This is a genomic window from Streptomyces sp. NPDC051913 (genome assembly GCF_044593635.1).
Classification (GTDB): Bacteria; Actinomycetota; Actinomycetes; order Streptomycetales; family Streptomycetaceae; genus Streptomyces.
This window is the reverse complement of record NZ_JBIUCI010000014.1, coordinates 262,563-282,107: the sequence shown is the minus strand read 5'-3', so window position 1 is coordinate 282,107 and position 19,545 is coordinate 262,563. Positions and strand designations below refer to the sequence as shown.

The 19,545-nt window shown below is 69.1% G+C and carries 17 protein-coding genes; 7 read left to right on the top strand and 10 right to left on the bottom strand.

From position 1 onward, the window contains the following. Positions 1-150: 150 nt before the first annotated feature. The 5 genes from ACIHIX_RS35200 to ACIHIX_RS35180 all read right to left on the bottom strand — a co-directional run bounded on the left by ACIHIX_RS35200 (position 151) and on the right by ACIHIX_RS35180 (position 10,423). On the bottom strand, positions 151-4,617 hold the full coding sequence (locus tag ACIHIX_RS35200) for a hypothetical protein (RefSeq protein WP_399963438.1): 4,467 nt from the start codon (positions 4,615-4,617) through the stop codon (positions 151-153). Positions 4,618-6,110: 1,493 nt separating this feature from the next. Continuing rightward, the gene (locus ACIHIX_RS35195) at positions 6,111-6,974 is read right to left on the bottom strand and encodes a tetratricopeptide repeat protein (protein ID WP_399963436.1); all 864 of its coding nucleotides are present in this window, start codon (positions 6,972-6,974) and stop codon (positions 6,111-6,113) included. 180 nt (positions 6,975-7,154) lie between these two features. Then, a complete protein-coding gene (locus tag ACIHIX_RS35190) occupies positions 7,155-7,628 on the bottom strand; it encodes a transposase (RefSeq protein ID WP_399963434.1) in 474 nt (157 codons plus the stop codon). Positions 7,629-7,721: 93 nt separating this feature from the next. Next, a complete protein-coding gene (locus tag ACIHIX_RS35185) occupies positions 7,722-9,020 on the bottom strand; it encodes an MFS transporter (RefSeq protein ID WP_399963432.1) in 1,299 nt (432 codons plus the stop codon). Then, positions 9,017-10,423 (bottom strand): NAD(P)-binding domain-containing protein, encoded by a 1,407-nt coding sequence (locus ACIHIX_RS35180; RefSeq protein WP_399963430.1) that lies wholly within the window; start codon positions 10,421-10,423, stop codon positions 9,017-9,019. The genes ACIHIX_RS35185 and ACIHIX_RS35180 overlap by 4 nt, the downstream gene beginning before the upstream one ends. A 109-nt stretch (positions 10,424-10,532) precedes the next feature. On the opposite strand from ACIHIX_RS35180, the gene ACIHIX_RS35175 reads away from it, so the two are divergent. The 4 genes from ACIHIX_RS35175 to ACIHIX_RS35160 all read left to right on the top strand — a co-directional run bounded on the left by ACIHIX_RS35175 (position 10,533) and on the right by ACIHIX_RS35160 (position 13,500). Then, positions 10,533-11,045: a hypothetical protein gene (locus ACIHIX_RS35175; RefSeq protein WP_399963428.1), complete on the top strand. Its 513-nt coding sequence runs from the start codon at positions 10,533-10,535 to the stop codon at positions 11,043-11,045. A 581-nt stretch (positions 11,046-11,626) separates the two neighbouring features. Continuing rightward, a complete protein-coding gene (locus ACIHIX_RS35170) occupies positions 11,627-12,001 on the top strand; it encodes an ArsR/SmtB family transcription factor (RefSeq protein ID WP_399963426.1) in 375 nt (124 codons plus the stop codon). A 49-nt stretch (positions 12,002-12,050) separates the two neighbouring features. Continuing rightward, positions 12,051-12,533 carry a GNAT family N-acetyltransferase gene (locus ACIHIX_RS35165; protein WP_399963468.1) on the top strand — a complete coding sequence of 161 codons (483 nt, stop codon included), beginning with the start codon at positions 12,051-12,053 and terminating at the stop codon, positions 12,531-12,533. A gap of 151 nt (positions 12,534-12,684) precedes the next feature. Further along, positions 12,685-13,500 carry a sulfite exporter TauE/SafE family protein gene (locus ACIHIX_RS35160; protein ID WP_399963424.1) on the top strand — a complete coding sequence of 272 codons (816 nt, stop codon included), beginning with the start codon at positions 12,685-12,687 and terminating at the stop codon, positions 13,498-13,500. An 81-nt stretch (positions 13,501-13,581) separates the two neighbouring features. Here the strand turns inward: ACIHIX_RS35160 and ACIHIX_RS35155 are convergent, their stop codons facing one another. From ACIHIX_RS35155 to ACIHIX_RS35145, 3 genes are read right to left on the bottom strand one after another with little or no spacing between them, the layout of a single operon-like run. Then, a complete protein-coding gene (locus tag ACIHIX_RS35155; protein ID WP_399963422.1) occupies positions 13,582-14,646 on the bottom strand; it encodes an ArsO family NAD(P)H-dependent flavin-containing monooxygenase in 1,065 nt (354 codons plus the stop codon). After that, the gene (locus ACIHIX_RS35150; protein WP_399963420.1) at positions 14,643-15,437 is read right to left on the bottom strand and encodes an aquaporin; all 795 of its coding nucleotides are present in this window, start codon (positions 15,435-15,437) and stop codon (positions 14,643-14,645) included. The genes ACIHIX_RS35155 and ACIHIX_RS35150 overlap by 4 nt, the downstream gene beginning before the upstream one ends. A gap of 37 nt (positions 15,438-15,474) precedes the next feature. Further along, complete coding sequence (locus ACIHIX_RS35145) at positions 15,475-15,789, bottom strand: ArsR/SmtB family transcription factor (protein WP_399963418.1); 315 nt, start codon at positions 15,787-15,789, stop codon at positions 15,475-15,477. A gap of 104 nt (positions 15,790-15,893) precedes the next feature. On the opposite strand from ACIHIX_RS35145, the gene ACIHIX_RS35140 reads away from it, so the two are divergent. From ACIHIX_RS35140 to trxB, 3 genes are read left to right on the top strand one after another with little or no spacing between them, the layout of a single operon-like run. Further along, positions 15,894-16,529: a low molecular weight phosphatase family protein gene (locus ACIHIX_RS35140; protein ID WP_399963416.1), complete on the top strand. Its 636-nt coding sequence runs from the start codon at positions 15,894-15,896 to the stop codon at positions 16,527-16,529. 48 nt (positions 16,530-16,577) lie between these two features. After that, positions 16,578-16,997: an arsenate reductase ArsC gene (locus tag ACIHIX_RS35135; protein WP_399963414.1), complete on the top strand. Its 420-nt coding sequence runs from the start codon at positions 16,578-16,580 to the stop codon at positions 16,995-16,997. Positions 16,998-17,002: 5 nt separating this feature from the next. After that, positions 17,003-17,983: a thioredoxin-disulfide reductase gene (gene trxB, locus ACIHIX_RS35130; protein WP_399963412.1), complete on the top strand. Its 981-nt coding sequence runs from the start codon at positions 17,003-17,005 to the stop codon at positions 17,981-17,983. Positions 17,984-18,322: 339 nt separating this feature from the next. Here trxB and ACIHIX_RS35125 read toward each other — a convergent pair whose 3' ends face one another. Next, positions 18,323-18,886 carry a peptidoglycan-binding protein gene (locus tag ACIHIX_RS35125; protein WP_399963410.1) on the bottom strand — a complete coding sequence of 188 codons (564 nt, stop codon included), beginning with the start codon at positions 18,884-18,886 and terminating at the stop codon, positions 18,323-18,325. A gap of 84 nt (positions 18,887-18,970) precedes the next feature. Next, positions 18,971-19,498 carry a hypothetical protein gene (locus ACIHIX_RS35120; protein WP_399963408.1) on the bottom strand — a complete coding sequence of 176 codons (528 nt, stop codon included), beginning with the start codon at positions 19,496-19,498 and terminating at the stop codon, positions 18,971-18,973. Positions 19,499-19,545: the final 47 nt, after the last annotated feature.

Sequence of the window (19,545 nt, the reverse complement as noted above, 5' to 3'; positions counted from 1 at the left end):
CGCGCTCACGAAGCTCGGGCGGGTAAGGGGACGGACGTGCCATGGCTCGATCCTCTCAGGGAATCGAGCCTCCATCAGACCCGGAGCGGTTCACAGCGAGCTCTGGTTCACGGCCCGCGGGTCGTCTGCGGCCTGCGGTCGTACGTCTGGTCACCGACCAGGCGCCCTGTCTGTCGGCATGAGCACCAAGGTGCGGTCGGGCGATGTCGCGTTGCGGCTCCGTGCTCGAACGAGAACCCTGCCGTCGTCGGAGATGCCCAGTGCGTCCGTCAGCACGTAGGGATGGAAGCCCAGGAGCAGGGTGTTGAGGTCGACGAGGGCGCCATCAACGGATACGACGGCCGACTGCAACCGTCCTTCGACGCGGCCTACCACGACGCCTTGACGGTTGATGGCTGTCGCGTACGATTCCGACGCGCCTTCGGGCAGCGGCAATACGCTGAACGTTCCGTCGTTCCAGGTGAAGGCGCGCCAAGGAAGTGAGCGGGGCGGTGGAGCCGGAAGGATTCCGGTCCCCACAACCGTGCCTGATGCATTCCTGCCCTCGGCGCTTGCGTCGTTGCCGCCCTCGAGCATGCCGATGGTTTCTGAGCGTCCACCGGCCTCAGGGGGCCAGGAGACGGCGATGGTCCCGCATCTGGTCGTCGGTTCGTACAGGCATCCGGACCTGCTTCCGAAGGCCGTCCCGTCGTCGCCGATCCCGCGGGGCCACGCGTACTGGCCTTGAAGGAGTGTGTGGGCTCCGTCTGGCCCTGTGACCGACCCGATCGGGTTGTACCAAGGGCCCGCCTCGTGCTCCACAGTGGTGACGTAGCCCTGATCGTTGACACCGGTCACCTGAATTTCGTCACATCCAGTGCACAGGCGCCGCAGTTTGTTGACCTGGCCTTCCGTGAAGGTGACGACGTGGACGGCCCCGTCTGCTTCGGTTGAGGTGCCGGCGGCGATACGACCGTTCGGGCTGATCGCCGTGGCGCTGCTCTGTTCACCGGACAGTGCCCCGAGGTCGGTCGGTTCGCTGCTCCCCGGTGGCCAGAGGAGGGCGCGCTGGGGGTGTGATGGCGTGGGGCCGGTGCCGACGATCACGCCGTTCGTGCTCATGGCTGCGGGCCACATGCCCTCTTCGGCGACGAGGAGAGGGGTGTAGCGGGAGGCTGCGGCGGGCAAGGGCGGATCCACCACGAGGCGAAGCTGGTCATCTTCGCCCGGCAGGTGGTTGCCTGCCAGCGAGTCGTCGTCCGGTTCGCCGCTTGTGATGATCTGGGCGTCCATGATGTAAGGACTCCGGGCAGCTACGGCCTTGATGTAGAGCACCGCCTCGGCTCTCGGGGGCAGTACCGGAACGGTCCACTGTGCGGTGGTTGCGTCGTAGGTCCCATGGCTGGTGCGCACCGGGGCCGCGGCCTCGGGATCGTCATCGAAGGGTTGCCTGCCGATGGATGTGACGATGTCAGTAGCGGGCAGGGGGCTGTGGTTGCTCAACGTCACAGTGAGGGTGACCGGGGTGCCGACTGTGGCGGCGGTTGGTTGAGCTTCTGCGGCGATGGCCAGATCCCGGGTGGTGCGCAAGGGCAGGCAAGCGTCGCCGTAGCCGTCGAGGTCACGGTCGGTCTGGTCCGGGTCGGCGATGTCGGGGCACAGGTCGGTGGTGTCCGCGACGCCGTCGCCGTCCCTGTCCGATGTGCGCGCCCACTCGACGATTTGGGTGGCCGTGATGTCGGTGGCCTGGTTCTGTGGCACGCCGGTTGACGGTGGCGCTCCCGCGAAGAGTTCCCACCCTCGGAGACGACTTGTCATGATCAGGTGATTCCAGTCGTTCCAGCCTTCGAGAGCGCTTCCCCCGGGCTGACTGCACTTCTCCTTGCTGGTCACCTGGCGATCGGCAAGGTCAGTTTCGCCAGGGTTGCCGTTGTAGATCCAGTCCGGTGAACCCCACAAGCCAACAGCTACGGGACGACAGGTTCCAGACCGGTTTGCCGTGGGGGCGTAGAAGGCGCTGTGAGTCCAGCCCCGCATGTCGGCGGCCGGGAGACCGGCAGCAAGCGGCTTGGTCTCGTCCAAGGCCCGTTCGTTGATGGTGGCGAGGGCAACGTGGGAGTAATCGAGCGGACGGCCCACCACCGGATAGCGCCACTGCAGGATGTAGTTCATCACGGACAAGTAGTTCGGTTTGTTGTTGATGCCGTCGCCTCCGCCGTGCAGAAGCCCCAGCGTGTGCCCCAGTTCGTGCATGAGGACGGCTGCTTGGATCTCGGTCAGGCAGGTCTCGCGGTCGTGACACTCGCTGCCGAACCCTCCGCTCGTGGCGAGCTCATCTGAGACTCCGGCACGGTTGGCAGAGCCACCGCTCAGAAATGCACCGAGCGAAACGATCAGATCATCCCCAGGCGTCTCGGCCACCCCGCTGGATTCAAGGTCATCAGCTTGCCGGTCCGCGAAGAGTGCGTAACGGTAAACCTGACGTCGGGCGCCCAGGACGTGGGCGCAATTGGATCTGCCGTCCCAGATGGCCATCCGGTCAGCTGCGGTTCCGAACGCCCCGTCACACAGTCGGTCAGCACTGCCATCCTTGATGTGCTCGAACCCCTTCAGGTCGATCAGGCGGGGTGCATCGACTGCCGCGAGCGTCGTGTCCGTCTGAGGCTCCAGCGTCCCCTGGGCGGGCGGTAGTCCCGGGTAGATGTGCAGGCGGATTCCGGTGGTTCCGTCGGGGTTGTCCACGGGAGCCTTGCCGAAGGCGTCGCGGACCTTGCGAAGAGCCCAGAGGTGAGGTGCCATCCCCGGGTACGGGTCGACTTCGAGGAAAAGGTCCCGATGTCCGGCGTCTGCCAGGCGTCCGGCCAGGTCGAGGTCGATGTGGCCGTCGCCGTTGTCATCGATGCCGTTTGCCTCCCGCTGATCGCACAGGCCATCGCCGTCGTGGTCCGCCGAGTCCGCTGTGGTCGGCGCGCAGACTGCGGAGAATGTAGAGGTCGCTCCCGTTCTTTGGTCGGTGGCCGTGGCTGTGAACCGCTCGTATGCTGCGGCTTTACTGGCCGTGAGAGGGAGCGAGAACGTACCGTCGGATTTGGTTACCACGGAGCCGATCCACGCCCGGCCCTCGCCGAAGTTCGAATGAGCCTGAGGCGGCCACGGGTCCTTGTCGTCGTCGCTCACCAGGGCGTACACGTCGATGAGCTGGCCTTGGACCGGCGGTGAGGTGAAGCCCGTGACCTCGCTACTGCGGCTTCGCCAGGCCACCTTGTAGCCGGGGTTCCCCGGCTGTGTGACCTTCAGAACGCCGGTGGGGAAGTTGAGACGTCCATTGGGCCCGCTGTCCCTGTCATCTGCGTCGTTCGGCGGGACGCGGATCACGCTGGGGGGATCCGCCACCTCGGTGAACGCGATGCCCAGCCCCTTGTTGAGCCATATGGCGTTGCCTCGAACCGTGTTACCCGTGGCAGTGGAGCGCTGGATGTTCACTCCGCTGCGTCCGTTGCCGGCGATCAGGTTGCACGGAGCGACACACAACTCCTTCGGGTCTCCCTTCAGCGGGTATCCGACGGTTGTGCGCCCGCTCCCGTCGATCTGGACGCCGTCGAGCTGGTTGGGCACTGAGGTACGGTCATCGGCCACACCGATGCGGTTGCCCTGAACGCTGTTGCCGAGCGATCGGGCTGCCGAAGGCGGGGACTCCTGCGCCGCCGTGTCCTGGAGAATGACTCCCCACTGGTTGTTGCCGATGGTGTTGCCCGTACCGGGATCGCTGCCACCGATCAGACCGTCCATGGTGTCGATCAGTCCGATGCCCGGGCCCTTGTTGCCGAGCTGCCCAGTGCCGTTGCCCCCGACGCCCACCATGTTCCCGCGGACCTTGGCTTTGGCCGATCCATGCGCGAGGATCCCCCAGCCACCGTTGGCTGATACGACGTTCCCCTCGTCTCCCCTGCCGCCGATCTCCGGCCCCGGCGGCGACTTGTGGTCATCAGCAGCAGGACCCATGGCAACGCCGTGCTCCGAGTTGGGCCGCGCCAGCGTCCCGGCGGGATCGGTGCCGACCCGGTTTCCTGTGATCACGAGTTCGGTGGTGGATCCCCCGGCAGCAAGGACCCCGTATCCCGTGTTGCCAGAGATCGTGTTGCCGCGCACCCCTGTCGCCGGCGCCATGTGCACCTCGAGTCCGCTGTCTCCGTTCGGGACAGGTTCCGCGGCGTCGTCTGCCGCCAGTCCGATGCGGTTATGGGTGACGGACGTGGCTGCGGCTCGCGCGACCACCACGCCGGTCCGGCCGTTTCCGGCGATGGTGTTTCCCACCGCGCGCGCACCCCCGATCTCCGTTGCGGTGGCTCCTTCACCAGTAGCGCCTTGCAGTTGTCCGACCATGACGCCGTCGCCAGTGTTGGGTACGGCGGTACGGCCGTCGCTGCCGAGCCCCACAAGGTTGCCCTGCACACGATTTCCGATCGCGGCGCTGCCGAAGATCCTGATACCGGTCCCGTTGTTGCCCGATACGAGGTTTCCGTCGCTTCCAGGACCGCCGATAAGGTTTCCGGGCGAGTCGAAGACGGCTATGCCCGAGGAGACACTGTCTGCTCCGTGGCCGTTCGGAGCTGCGGTTCCGTCTTGGTCTACACCCACGCGACAGCCGGTGATCGTCGAGTCTCCTTCAGGTCCTCTCAAGGACAGGCCTATGTCCCGCCATCCGGTCACGCTCAACCCCCGGATGGCAGAGCGCCCTGTCCTGACGTCGAGACCCACACCCGCAGCGGTTCTGCCGCCGTCCAAGCGTGCGGTCCCGCGACCATCGACAACCGCCGGTCGGATGATTGGGGGAAGGGCCAGCACGGGCTGCACCAGAGCCACATCGATCATCACGGTGTCGGTGGCCGTAGTCGCGTTGGCCTCCTGCAACGCGGCCCGCAGTGTGCACCGGGCTCCACCGGACGCGGGCACCGCGCAGACACCGTCGATGGTCTCGTCGCCGCCGTCCGCGCTCGAGTCGACATGGAAGACCGCGGGACCAGCATCCGAAGCCGAGGCATTGCGCCGGGAAACACTGAGCGCCTGTGTCCGCGTCGGCGACGCAAGCCGGTTCTGTCCCGGTGCGGCAACCAGTGGCAGAGCAGCAACCGGAGCAACCGGTGTTACAGCCGACGAGGAAACACCCGGGCGCCCCTCATACATATGCCGCGACACAGCAACTGCGGGCAGTGCCGACGAGGAAGCAGGAGGTGCTACACGGAGATCCACACGCTGCGGAGCCGCTCCCCAAGCGGCTGGAAGAGCCGCCAGCAGCATGGCAGCACCCACCAGATACGCGCCTTTGGCCCCCATGCGACACCCCCACTGACAGTCTCAGGTCTCGGTCAGGGCTCTGCCATACGGCGGTTGCCGTAGCTCGATGTCGGCAGTCACCCAATGGGTTCAGGCCACGATTCGTGAATCCCCAGGTCATGTTCGGAGGAGGTTCCCGGGTGCGGGTGAGGTCGAACGAAACTCGGCCGTACATCTGCCGAGTCATGGTCTTGATGCGGTTTACGTGGCCCTCGACGATGCCCGAGCTCCAGGGGAGGGTGAGGCCCGCGGTGACGGCGTCGAGGCAGAGGCCCTGGGCGAAGGCGAGGATCGGGGGCAGTGCCGTCTTGCTCGGCTTCGTGGACCCATGCCGGCAGTTGGTGGCCACGGCGGTGTTGGAGCAGGTCGTGGACGGTGCGGGCGAGGTCGCAGGCCCGCTACCGGTGCCGTCTGGCCGAACGCCCGTTGTCAGGAGGGCAGTAGATCACCAGATGGATCGTGCTGCCCCGTGGCGCACTGACATGCCACGAGGAGGACGAACTCCTGGCCATACGCCTGGCCTGCCCGGACATCGCCCAGTGCACACGGCGCCCCGGCTGGCCACAACTTGGGCAGTCCGGTGGCCTACCGCAGGCCGCCGCCTCGACCGCGTCGGCGGTGGCGGTGGCGGTGGCGGTGGCGGTGGCGTGCACCGCCGTGACCCGCACATCGATCCCGGGAAACAGCACATCCTGGATCGCCACGACCCACATACCGGAGCAATCCCCACGAGAAACGTTCCCGCACTCGCCCATCCACCTGGGGATTCATGGACGGTGCCCTGGCGCTTCGGCTTGTCATTCGCGCTCGCGGGCTCTGGCGAGCGTGGAGACCATGATCTGGGCTTCGACGGGCTGATCCGCGAGCCGTCCTGCTTCGAGGATCGCCTCATCCGTCATCCGCTCGCCAACCTGGTGGGCTCGGTGAACGGCGTCGACGTTCAACTGCGTGGTCAGCACGAGGAGCCAGCGCATGGCCTGCACGGGGTCGGCTTCCGTACCGACACCGTCCCGGTACCAGTCGGCCGCGACATCCGCCGCGCCAGCGTGACCGTCCTCAGCTGCCCGCACGTACCAGCTCAAGGCTTCCTCGTTGCACATGTCGGCCGCCAACTCATCTCCCAGCACCGCAGCCGCCTGCGTGATACCCCCGCTAGCGGCCTGGGCCAGCAGCCGGAGATACTCCTCGCGCTCAGAGCGACAGCTGCCTTCCCCCTGGGTGAGCGCAGCGTTGAAGGCCCCGTAGGCGTCCCCTTTCGCGGCTGCCGCACGAAACAGCTCCACAGCAGCGTCACGGTCCTCCTCCACTCCCCTGCCGCGCACGAGCATGAAACCCAAGGTGCGAAGGCCGACGGCGTGACCAGCCTCGGACGCAGCCCTGGCATAGCCGACCGCCATCGGAAGAGCGTCTTCGGTGAAGTAGTCCATCAAAATCCCCGCCATCAGAGCCTGCGCGGCAGGATCTCCCGCATCAGCGAGCGGTCTGATGTGCGGGGCTGCGAATCTGCTGACGGCGTTCGCCCCGTCCAGGCTGCCCAGTTTGGCAGCCTCGACCCAGGCAAGCCCGGCATCCAGCCAGCGTCCGCCCTCAGCCGCCTCCTGCCCAGCGACAAGGAGCTCTCGTATCTGTGCCGACTCAGGTCGGGGCTGGACGGACGTCACGCAGGCTCCTGGAAAGAATGGGGTGGCGACTGGCCGATTGAAGCAGAAGCACCTCTTCCGCACGACGTCAGCCCACTGGCGTGGCTAGGACTGATGACGTGCGAACAGGACCGCGCCTGGAACGCACTCGCCGAGGCCGATCAGCATATGGGCCGCCTCGAGACGCCGATCATGGCTCCGTCATTGCCGTCCAGCTGGTCGCTGCTCGTGCCGATACGCGCTGTGCCGGTCAACGACCCGGCTCTGTTCCTGGGGTGGGCGGCTCAGCCCAGGTTCGAGGTGCTCGTCGTCGGTGAGGGCGGTGTTGGTCGGCGGGCCGTGCCGTAACAGCGAGCAGGTGCCCTCAACCGGGGTCACATCCGGTGCATACGAAGGCAGTTGAACGATGGTCAGCCAGTCGTGTGTGACGGCGTACTCACGCATCCCGGCTGCCCGATGGGTGTTGAGATGATCCCGGATCAGCGCGATGGGCGCCTGGAGCTGGATGTGGGCGCGCACGACCAGGTCGCGGTCATCGCTCCAGGCGAAGGTGTCGCGTCCTTTGGCCTTGGGCTTGCGGTGGCGAGGCGGCCGGTAGCTGAGCCGGGACGTCTCACCAGGCTTGCAGCAGCACATGGCCGCGATCGACCAGCGACGCCAGGAGCGACCCCGCACCCGCACCACCGGCGTGTGTCCACGCGTACCGCACACCACCGGCCTACCACAGGAGCACCACCCGTCACCACCTCCGACAACACCCCGAAGAGGTCAGTAACGGCTCGGCCCACGGAGGACCGGTACTGAGCGCCCCTTCACCGACAAGTTGTGAGAGTCCCTCAGTCCAGTTACGGGGATGCCTGTCCATGGCGCGGTGAGGGCGGCGGCCACGGAGACGGCGGCGAGGAGGAAGAAGAGAGGTCCGTAGCCGCCCAGGGGCGTGGCGAGGGCGGCTCCGGCGAAGGGCGCGAGGGCTGCGGCGGTGGTGGCCGGTGCGGCGAGGAGCCCGGAGAGGTGTCCGTAGTGCGTGGGGCCCCAGCGGTCGGTGATGGCGGTCGCTTGCAGCAGAGTGAGGTTTCCGCGGACCATGCCCGCCATGACCGCCACGGCGATGAGCAGGGCGTACGGCCCAGGGACGACGGCGAAGGCGGCAGTGGTCAGCCCGCCGAGCACGATCAGGATCGTGGTTCGGGCCGTCACCGTGGTGCTGCGGGCGAGGGTTGCGTACAGGGTGCGGCCGAGGGTCTGTCCGGCGCCGCCGATGCCGAGCGCCCAGGCCGCTTGGCTGGTGGTGTACCCGCGTTCGAGCAGGAGAGGGACGAGGGCGACGACGACGGCGTACATCGCGAAGGCTGACAGGGTGAAGGCGGTGGCGAGCAGGAGGAACGGTCGGCTGCGCACGACCTGGGCAGCGCCTGGGCTTGCGCCCGTGTGTTGAGGGGCGGTTGGGGGGTTGGGCCAGGGTGCGCGCAGGGCCAGGGCGTGGGCGGGGATGGTGACGGCGGCGAGGATGGCGGCCAGTACGAAGTAGGTGTGGCGCCAGGACAGGTGGTCGGCGAGGGCCGCGGTGAGGGGCGCGAAGACGGTGGAGGCCAGGCCGCCGGCGAGGGTGACGATCGTGAGCGCGCGCACGTGGTCGGGGGCCCACCAGCGGGTCAGAGCAGCGAACGCGGGCTGGTAGAAGGTGGATGCCATCGCGAGTCCGGCCAGCGCCCAACCGGCCATGAAGAGTGGGACGTTCGGGGCCGCAGCCACGATCAGCAGGCTGACCGCGCCGACCGCCGAGCCTGTGGTCATGACGGTGCGGGGGCCGCGCCGGTCGAGGGTGCGCCCGACGCGGATCCCGGCGAGGGCGGAGACGATGAGGCCGAGGGAGAACGCTGCGGTGGTCGCCCCGGCCGGCCAGCCGGTCGCGCCGGTGATCTGGGGGTTGAGGACGGGGAAGGCGTAGTAGACGATGCCCCAGCTCACGATCTGCGTGGCGCACAGGGCGGGCAGGGCGGCGCGGGGCCGCGACCGGTCCCTTGTTCCAGTCGCGGTCCCGTGCGCGGGAGTGTCCAGGTCGGTCACGAGCCGCAGCAGCCGCCTGCCGGAGCCTCCTGGGCAGCCGCCGCGCCGACCGTTGCCGGGGCGGCGAGCTGGACGAGCTGCGGCGCGGGCGCGCAGCAACCGCCGTCGCCGCCCTGGGCGGCATCGGGCGCGTCGAACAGGCCGGCGCCGCCGCAGACTCCGGTCTCGGGCAGGGTCAGTTCCACTCGGTCGGCCGCATCCAGGTCGCCGGCGATCGCGGAGGCGACGGAGCGGACCTGCTCGTAGCCGGTCATGGCCAGGAACGTCGGGGCGCGGCCGTAGGACTTCATGCCGACCAGGTAGACGCCCTGTTCGGGGTGGGAGAGCTCGCGGTGGCCGTGCGGGTAGACGGTGCCGCAGGAGTGCTGGTTGGGGTCGATCAGCGGCGCCAGCGCGACCGGTGCCTGGAGCCGCTCGTCGAGCCCGAGGCGCAGCTCGTTGAGGAAGGACAGGTCGGGGCGGAAGCCGGTCAGCACGATCACCTCGTCGACCGCGTCCAGGCGTCGGCCGTCGTCGCCGACCAGGACCAGACGGCCATCGGTGTCGCGTTCGATCGCCTCGGTGCGGAAGCCGGTGACCGCGTCCGCGTGGCCCTCGTCGACCGCGGCCTTCGCCGCCAGCCCCAGAGCTCCACGCGCGGGGAGCTGGTCGGCTTCGCCGCCGCCGAAGGTGGAGCCGGAGATGCCCCGGCGCAGGATCCACAGGCCCTTCGTCCCCGCGCCGTCGTGGGACTTCGCGAGGTCGGCGAGGTAGGCGAGAGCGGTGAACGCGGAGGCGCCCGAGCCGATCACAGCGGTGCGCTTGCCCGTGTACCGGGCGCGGACGGCGGGGTCGTTGAGGTCCGGGACGCGGTAGGTAATCCGGTCTGCGGCCGCCTTCTCGCCCAGGGCGGCAAGGCCGCTGCCTCCGGCCGGTGACGGTGTGGCCCAGGTGCCGGAGGCGTCGATGACGGCGAGGGCGAGGATGTGCTCCTCACGGCCGTCTGCGTGGGTGACGTGCACGACGAAGGGCTGGGCCTCACGGTCGGCGTCCACGATCCGGTCCCGGCCGGTGCGGGAGATGCCGGTCACGGTGGCGCCGGTGCGGACACGGTCGCCGAGGACGTCTGCGAGCGGCTGCAGGTAGGAGTGTGCCCAGTCTCCGCCGGAGGGGTAGCCGGCCGGGTCGGGGCGGGTCCAGCCTGTGGGGGCCAGGAGCTTCTCGGCGGCGGGGTCGACGACCTCGCCCCAGGTGGAGAACAGGCGTACGTGCGACCACTCGCGCACCGCGGCACCGGCCGTGGGACCGGCTTCCAGGACCAGGGGCTCGATGCCGCGGCCGACCAGATGGGCGGCGGCGGCCAGGCCGATCGGGCCGGCTCCGATCACGATGACGGGCAGCTCGGTGGTGGCGGGCGCGTTCACGGCGACTCCTCGCTTGTTTCGACATCTGTCGATGGCTTGCGCGGCCCAGCATGCCACCTGTATCGACAAGCGTCAACATAGACAATTATCGAATCCACGGAGTGCGTTCATGGTGTTCATGGAACACGTCGACGTCGCTGTGATCGGCGGCAGCCAGTCGGGCCTCGCCGCCACCCTGCGCAGCTGCGGCGCGCTGCGGCCGGTGGTACTGGAAGCGGCTGACCGTGCGGGCGGGGCGCGGCCGCACTACTACAACAGGCTCACGTCGCTCTCGCCCGCGCGGTACAGCTTCCTGCCGGGGATGCCGTTCCCCGGCGCCGATCGCGACCGCTGTCCGCACCGTGACGAGGTCGTCGCCCCCCTCACCGCCTATGCCGACAATCTGGACGCCGAGATCCGCACCACCCTGCCGCGTCAGCGCGGTCCTCCGCACCGCCGGCGGTTTCGAGGTGGAACTGGAGGGCGGTGGTCGGCTGTCCGCGCGGGCGGTCGTGGCAGCCTCCGGGACGTTCGGACCCCGTACCGGCCCGCGCTGCCGGGCCTTCAGGAGTTCGCCGGCCAAGTGCTGCACGCTGCCGACTACCGCAGCCTCACCCGTTCACCGGCCTCCGGGTGGTTGTGATCGGGGCCGGGAACTCCGCGAAGCAGATCGCTGCCAAGCTCGCCGAACTGCCCGTGTCACCCTCGCCACCAGCGCCCCGGTCACGTTCGCCCCTCAGCGCGTCCTGCGCTTCTCAAAGGCCCGCACCGGCCTGGACACCGCGCTCCTCGACCGGTTCCTTGCGCGCCCACCGGCACAGCCGGTCCTCGACGACGGCCGCTACCGGGCCGCCCCGGCCGGGGACCGGCCGGAGCGGCGGCCGTTGTTCACCGGCGCGGACGGGCCCAAGCTCCTGTGGCCGGACGGGCAGCGATAGGAGATCGACGCGATCGTGCTCGCCACCGGCTACCGCCCCGACCTGCCTACCTCGCCGACCTCGACGGCAATTTCGACGGCGACGGGAACCCACGGCACCGGGAGGGTCTCGCCCCGGCGTGCCCGGGCTGGCGTTCGTCGGGCTGGAATGGCAGCACAGCCTGTCATCGCACTCGCTGCGCGGCGTCGGACGGGACACGGTGCGGATCGCCCGACTTCTGGCCGCCCGCCTCGCGCGTCGGTGATGGACCTCCCCGTACTGGTTCGACGTGTGTCAACATAGACGCATGTCGAATGCGAAGGTGCTGCCGCTCCTCGAACCCGCCGCCGGTCAGGATGTGGCGCCGTGCTGCCCGCCGCTGACCGAGCGGCCGATGACCGCCGAGGAGGCCGAAACCGCCGCGCGGATGTTCAAGGCGCTGGGTGATCCGGTCCGCCTCCGCCTCTTCTCGGCCGTGGCCTCCCACGAGGGCGGCGAAGCGTGCGTGTGCGACATCTCCGATGTGGGTGTCTCCCAGCCGACCGTCTCCCATCACCTCAAGAAGCTCAAGGAAGCCGGCCTGCTCACCTCCGAGCGGCGCGGCACGTGGGTCTACTACCGGGTCGAGCCGTCCGTGCTGGCGGCGATGGGCAAGCTGTTGGCCCTGCCGGCCGCGGCCTGACCGGCACGGGAAGGGACACGTCGTGGGGAGCGGGTCGGCGAGCGCGGTGATGGTGCCACTGGCGCCGGAGCACGCCGGGCAGGTGCTGGCCATCTACCAGGCCGGAATCGACGAGGGCAATGCCACCTTCGAAACGGTCGCCCCGAGCTGGGAGGCGTTCAATGCGGCGAAGCTGGACGAGCACCGCTTCGCTGCCCTGAACGCGGACGGGACGGTGCTGGGCTGGGTGGCCGCGAGCCGGGTGTCCGACCGGTGCGCGTACGCGGGCGTGGTCGAGCACTCCGTCTACGTCCATCCCGCTGCCCGCGGCCGTGGCATCGCCTCCGCGCTGCTGAAGGCTCTGGTGGATTCCACCGAACGGGCTGGGATCTGGACGATCCAGTCGGGGATCTTTCCCGAGAACACCGCCAGTCTCGCTGTTCACCGGCGGGCCGGCTTCCGGGTCATCGGGACACGGGAGCGGATCGGGCGCCATCACGGCGTCTGGCGCGACGTCGCCCTCGTCGAGCGCCGCAGCCCGGTGATCGACTGAACGCACGTGGCCTGCTGGCATGCGGCGGCAGCATGCCAGGACGCCGGCGCTCGGCGGTCTGGACAAATCCTGAGCGGGCACGCGGTGTCTTCGCCCGAAGGATAAGTGGTGCCCTAGCGGGTGGGGGTGGCCGACAGCGATGATGCGCGGCATGACCACTGACCAGAGCCTTGTTCCGCTGCGCGCGACGCATTCAGCACCTGTCGTGTTCGGAGCGGGTGGGGCCATCGGGGGGCTGGGCGGGATGATCGGGTTGGGTGGGGCGGAGTTCCGCCTGCCCTTGCTGATCGGCCTGTTCGGGTTCGCGGCGCTCTCGGCAGTCATCCTGAACAAGGCGATGAGCCTGGTCGTGGTCCTGGTCGCGCTACCCGCCCGCCTGGCCGCAGTTCCGGTCGCCGAGGTCGCTGCTCGCTGGCCGATCGCCGTCAACTTGCTGGCCGGCAGTCTGCTCGGTGCGTGGGCCGGAGCGAGCTGGGCGGTACGCATGCGCAGCTCCACCCTCTACAAGGTGCTGGCCGCGCTGATGGTGCTCATGGCGGCGGCCCTGGTGCTCACGCACACCTCTGCCCTGGGCAGTCTCTCCCTGCCGCTGCGGGCCCAGGTGCCGGCCGGCGTTGTCGCCGGGTTCGGCATCGGAATCGTCGCCGCGATCATGGGCGTCGCCGGAGGAGAGCTGCTGATCCCGACGATCGTGCTGTTGTTCGACCAGGACATCAAGACCGCCGGAAGCCTCTCCCTGCTGGTCTCCCTGCCGACCATGCTGGTCGCGTTCGCCCGCTACAGCCGCGACGGCAGCTTCGCCGTCCTCGGCGCCAACCTCCGCTTCACCCTGGTCATGGCCGCAGGCTCCAGCGTCGGCGCGGTGCTGGGCGGCATGCTCCTGGGCGTGTTCCCCAGCCTGGTGCTCATCCCCCTGCTGGCCGTGATCCTGGTCGTCTCCGCCATCAAGCTCGCCCGCCACTCGTGAATTGGTCCAGACGACACACGCCTCAATCCGGCGGGGCCTGCTGGTACTTCACGGACAATGACGGACTTCACCCTCGCGGGTTCAGCTGCTCAGCGCGTGGGCGATCTGCGCTGCGGCGTCGCGGGCCGGGCGGCCGACACCGATGAGCGTGGCCGAGGCGGCACCCGTCCAGTCGCCGTAGCCGAGCAGGTGCAGCTGCGGCTCGCCCAGGGCGCGTGTGCCATCGGTGGGGATGTGCCCGCGCGGGCCGCGCAGGTTGAGCGGAGCGAGGTGAGCCAGTGCCGGGCGGAAGCCGGTACACCAGATCACCGCATCCACGTCGCTCTGGCTGCCGTCGGCCCACCGGACACCGGTGGGGGTGAGCTGGGCGAACATGGGTTTCGCGGTGAGGAGTTGGGCGTCGCGGGCGGCGCGGACCGACGGCACGGCCACGATGTCGCCGAGCGAAGCCACCCCGCCGGTATCGCTGCGGCCGGCGTCCAGGGCGCGGCGGCGGGCGGTGGCGGCATCGAACAAGGCCCGGCCGTCGATGTCATCGGCCAGGAACCGCGGCGGGCGCTGGGTCGCCCACGTCACCTCGACGCGCCCGTCGAGGGCGAGATCGGCGGCGATCTGGGCGCCGGAGTTCCCGCCACCGACCACAACTACACGCTGCCCGGCGAAGTCGGCCGGACGGCGGTAGTTCACCGTGCGCAGCTGCCGGCCGGCGAAGGTGCTGCGGCCGGGCACGGCGGGCAGGAACGGCCGCGACCAGGTACCGGTGGCGCTGATGACCGCACCGGCACGCCAGGTGCCGGAGTCTGACTCGACCAGGAGCCGGTCGGCGTCGCGGCGTACGGCGTGCACACGAACACCGTGCCGCACCGGCAGGTCGTAGTGCTTCTCGTAGTGGGCGAGGTAGTCCACCACATGCCCGGCGCCCGGGTACCTCTCGCCCGTCCGGGCGGGCATGAGGCGGCCGGGCAGCGAGGAGTACGCGGCCGGGGAGAACAGGTGCAGGGAGTCCCACATGTGCTGCCAGGCACCGCCCGGTGCCGCACCGGCGTCCAGGATCACGAAGCCGAGGCCCAGCCGGCGCAGATGGTATCCGGCGGCAAGCCCTGCCTGGCCGCCGCCGATCACCACCACCTGGGGCGTGCGTGTCACCGGGCGGTTTCCCGCCCGCGCATGAAGATGAGAGCGACGAGTGCCAGACCGGCCGCCGCGCCGATCAGCTGCATGGCGATGAACCCCGCGAGCGATCCAGGCGCGATCCCGGCGAAGGTATCGGTGAAGGCACGGCTGATGGTCACCGCCGGGTTCGCGAAGGACGTCGACGAGGTGAACCAGTACGCGGCGCCGATGTACGAGGCCACGGCCACCGGGGCGAATCGGAGCCGGTCCGTGCGGGCCAGGCCGAAGATCAGCAGGATCAGCCCGGCCGTCGCGACGACTTCGCCGAGCAGCAGGTGCCCAGCCGACCGGTCGTGCGTGGACCACTTGACCAGCGGCTCGCCGAACATCGCGTCGGCCAGGACGGCGCCCAGGATCGCACCAACGACCTGCGCCGGGACGTAGACGGCCGCTTCCCGCACGGTGACACCCGGGCCGCCTCGGCGAGCGGTCCACCACTCGGCGAGCGTGACGACCGGGTTGAAGTGCGCGCCGGAGACCGGGCCGAGCAGCAGGATCAGGACGCCGAGGCCGAAGACGGTGGCCGTGGAGTTGGCCAGGAGCTGCAGGCCCACGTCCTTCGTCAGCTCGGTGGCCTGGATGCCGGAACCGACCACCACGGCGACGAGCGCCGCGGTGCCGACCAGTTCGGCGGCGGCCTTGGCGAGCAGCGGAGGCATCTGGGGCGGGATGGCACCCGGGGCGGGCTGGGGCTCGGTACCGCCTGTGGGGGCTATGGCGGATTCCTCGGCTTCGTCGTGCTCGGTGGCCTCGGTGGCGGTCAACAGGACTCCTTGGTGCAGGTCGCCGCGGGGGCGGGGATCAGGGGCAGGACCGCTTGACGTTGTTCTCGGCGGTGGCGCGCGCGGTCTCTGCCAGGTCGGCGAACTGGCCCGCGAGGGAGGCGATGACATCGGGCTTGAGGCGGTAGTAGGTGAACCGGCCGCACGGCTCCGTCTCCACCACACCGGCCTCGCGCAGCACCTTCAGATGGTTGGAGAGGTTGGTCTGCTTCGCCCCCGTCTCCTCGATCAGGTGCGTGGAGCAGAGCGTCTCCTTGGCCAGCAAGGTGACGATCTGGAGGCGGAGCGGGTCGGCGAGAACCCGCATCAGATCAGTGTCGACTGACGTCAGCATGGACTGATACTCTCACATCACTCCAGGCTGATACCAGCTGGGAGTGATCCTTGGGAGCCGTATCCCCGCAACCCGTGGGGGCCCATGCCCTGAAAGGGGATCCCGTGACCGCATCCCCGCTCCCCGTCCTGCCCGACGAACGCCTCGCGTCCGGCATCGCCCACCTCGCCGTCCGCTACCGCGGGCGTTTCGCCGCCGAGACCATCCAGCGCCTCGCCATCGACTCCTACGAGCGCCTGGCCGAGCATGCCCGCGTCCGTACCCACCTGGTGGTGCTGGCCGAGCACCTCGCCGGCGAGCGCCTCGACGCGCTCGCCCACATCGAGGGCGCGCCGGGCAGCGGCCTGCCCCGGGTGCTGTTCGTGTGCAGCCACAACGCGGGCCGCTCCCAGATGGCCGCCGCCCTCTTGGCGCACCGGGCGGCCGGCCATGTGGTCGTCTCCTCGGCGGGTACGCATCCGGCCGCGGAGGTCGAGCCGGCCGTCGCCCAGGTCCTGACCGAGGCGGGCGTCGGCCTGACGGACGCGTTCCCCAAACCGTTGACCGACGAGGTCGTGCAGGCCGCCGACATCGTCATCACGATGGGCTGCGGCGACGCCTGCCCCGTCCTGCCCGCCCGCCGTTACCTGGACTGGCCGGTCACCGATCCCGAGGGCGCCCCGATCACCGTCGTCCGCGGCATCCGCGACGGGACCGACACCCACATCACCGAACTGCTGGCCTCGCTGCCGGGCGCCTGAACCCGACTTCCGCACAACCCGCTTGATCCACTCACGAAGGAAGAACCGATGTCCTCCAGCCCGCTCGCCTCCGTGCTGTTCGTCTGCGTCCACAACGCCGGGCGCTCCCAGATGGCCGCCGGATTCCTGACCCACCTCGCGGGCGACCGGATCGAGGTCCGCTCCGCCGGTTCCGTCCCCGGTGACCAGGTCAACCCGTCCGCGGTCGAGGCCATGAAGGAGGTCGGCGTCGACATCTCCGCGGCCCAACCGAAGATCCTCACCACCGAGGCCGTCCAGGCGTCCGACTACGTCATCACGATGGGCTGCGGCGACGCCTGCCCGATCTTCCCCGGCAAGAAGTACCTCGACTGGGCGCTGGAGGACCCGGCGGGCAAGGGCGTGGAGGCCGTCCGCCCGATCCGCGACGAGATCAAGTCCCGTATCGAGGACCTGATCGCCGAGATCGACGCGAAGCAGGAGGCGTGACCCTCGTGAGCGACTCCGTCATACGCGAGGTCATCGTCATCGGCTCCGGACCCGCCGGATACACCGCCGCCCTCTACACCGCCCGCGCCCAGCTGAAGCCCCTCGTCTTCGGCGGCGCGATCTTCGTCGGCGGCTCGCTCACCACGACCACCGAGGTCGAGAACTTCCCGGGCTTCCCCGAGGGCATCGACGGCCCTGACCTCATGCTGAACATGCGGGCCCAGGCGGAGAAGTTCGGCGCCGAGATCGTCGAGGACGATGTCGTCTCCGTCGACCTGACCGGCGACATCAAGGAGGTCAAGGACTCCGCCGGCACCGTTCACCGCGCCAGGGCGGTGATCGTCGCGACGGGCTCCGGCTACCGCAAGCTCGGCCTGCCGGGCGAGGACGAGCTGTCGGGCCGGGGCGTGTCCTGGTGCGCCACCTGCGACGGCTTCTTCTTCCGCGACCGCGACATCGTGGTGGTCGGCGGCGGCGACACCGCCATGGAGGAGGCCACCTTCCTCACCCGCTTCGCGAAGTCGGTCACCGTCGTCCACCGCCGCTCCACCCTGCGCGCCTCGCAGGTCATGCAGAACCGCGCTTTCTCCAACGACAAGATCTCCTTCGCCTTCGACAGCGAGATCGCCGAGATCAAGGAGAACGACGGCATGCTCGGCGGCGTCGTCCTGCGCGACGTCTTCACCGGTGCCACCCGCGACCTGGACGCCACCGGCCTGTTCATCGCCATCGGCCACGACCCGCGCACCGAACTGTTCAAGGGCCAACTCGACCTGGACGACAACGGCTACCTCACGGTCGCCTCGCCCTCCACCCGCACGAACATCCCGGGCGTCTTCGCCGCCGGCGACGTCGTCGACCACATCTACCGCCAGGCCATCACCGCCGCCGCCAGCGGCTGCGCGGCAGCCCTGGACGCCGAACGCTACCTCGCATCCCGCAACACCGCGCAGACCGAGCCGAAAACAGCCGCAGTGCCTGCTTGATCAGCACAACGACGGCGTGACCCACTTCCACTAAGTCCTGGAGATGAGGTCACGCCGTCGCCGTTGCCGCGCAGCAGCTCAGCCGTACATTCGTGCTCAGGCGCAGCCTAGCCAGCTCCAAGCCGAGAGCCGCTGTCCCCCACCCGAGCCGTCACCGAGGCCAACAATGCGTCGAACCTCGGCTGCCCGGCCCCAACTGACGCCGCCGCCCTCGCCCAAGGACGCTGCTGACGGCGGGTAGCTGTCCAGTTCGAACCAGACGACTTTGCCCGTACTGAGGCGGGTCGTTCCCCACCGCTTGGCTAGCGCGTTGTCCACCACGAGTGGGCGGCTTTCGGTTCAGCTGCAGGTTCGGTAGTTGTACCCGGCGATGCGCCAAGTGTCGTCGCCGTCCCTGAAGGAGTACTTCCCCTCGCTGTTGCGCACCACGGAGAAGCTGTGGAGGTCGCCGTCGTAGGTCATGTTGAGCTGCTCGCCGCTGTCGTCGCTGCCTCCCGTCACCCTGAGCTCCTTGTCGGCGCGGCCGAAGGTGTTGTTGCCGACGAGCCCGTCCACGGTCAGACCCCAGCGGGCCTGGAGCTCGCGCGTTCCGTGTTCGGTGTTGTCACCGAAGTAACCGGTCACATCGGCCGCGTCGAAGTTGGTGCCGTTCGTCTCGTTGGCTCCCTCTGCCCAGAGGATCTTCTGCCACAGGCAGACGGCGTTGGACTCGTTCCAACCGCCGCCGTTGGACATCTTGGCCCCGCCCTCGTCGCCCCAGTCATCGCCGTAGATGCCGTAGCCGCGGACGTATCCGTCGGAGTATGCGGCGGACGCCGGCGACGCGCTCATGGCGAGCGTGACTGCCGTCAGGGAACCGACCGCCGCGGTGGCGGCACGCGTGGCTGCTGTGCGAAGGCTCATGAGTCTTCCCTCCCGTTGATGCTGCGTTGTTGGCTGTGCCCCGCCGACCTCGCGTGTTGCGGTGGGGCCGGCGGCGATCCCGGTTCAGCTGTCGGTCCACCAGTAGCGCTTCTGGCCGTCGGAGGCGGAGGAGTTGCTCTTGTCGCCGATGTCGGCGCACCAGGTGTAGCCCGAGGTCTTGGCGCAGGCCCGCATGTAGCGGTTCTTCACATCGTCGCTGCTGTGGATGTACCGCTTGCTGGTGATGGTCTGCCCGTCCTCGCCCGAGGTCGCGTAGCCGCAGGACTTCCAGGTCTTGCCCTTGTCGTGGCTGATGTTGACCCAGACCTTGTCGCCCTTCTTGGTCTTCTCCAGCCGCCCGGCCGAGCGGTCGTAGAACTTCCCGGTCATCAGCTTGAGCACCCGGCTGTGCTTCTTGGTCACGCCGTCGTTGTACTTGTCGGTGTCCTTGCCCTTGTAGCTGACGATCTCGCCGACGCCAAAGGTCGAGTAGGAGTTGTACGTGCAGGACGAGGCGTCGGCCGCGTGCGTCAGGCCACCGGTCCCCATGAGGGACAGCATCGTGACGGACGCCAGCGTGCCTGCGGTGAGCATGCTCTGGCCAAGCTTCATTCTTGATCCCCCTGTGTGCGGGTGGGCGCACCCGTGGTACGCCCGAT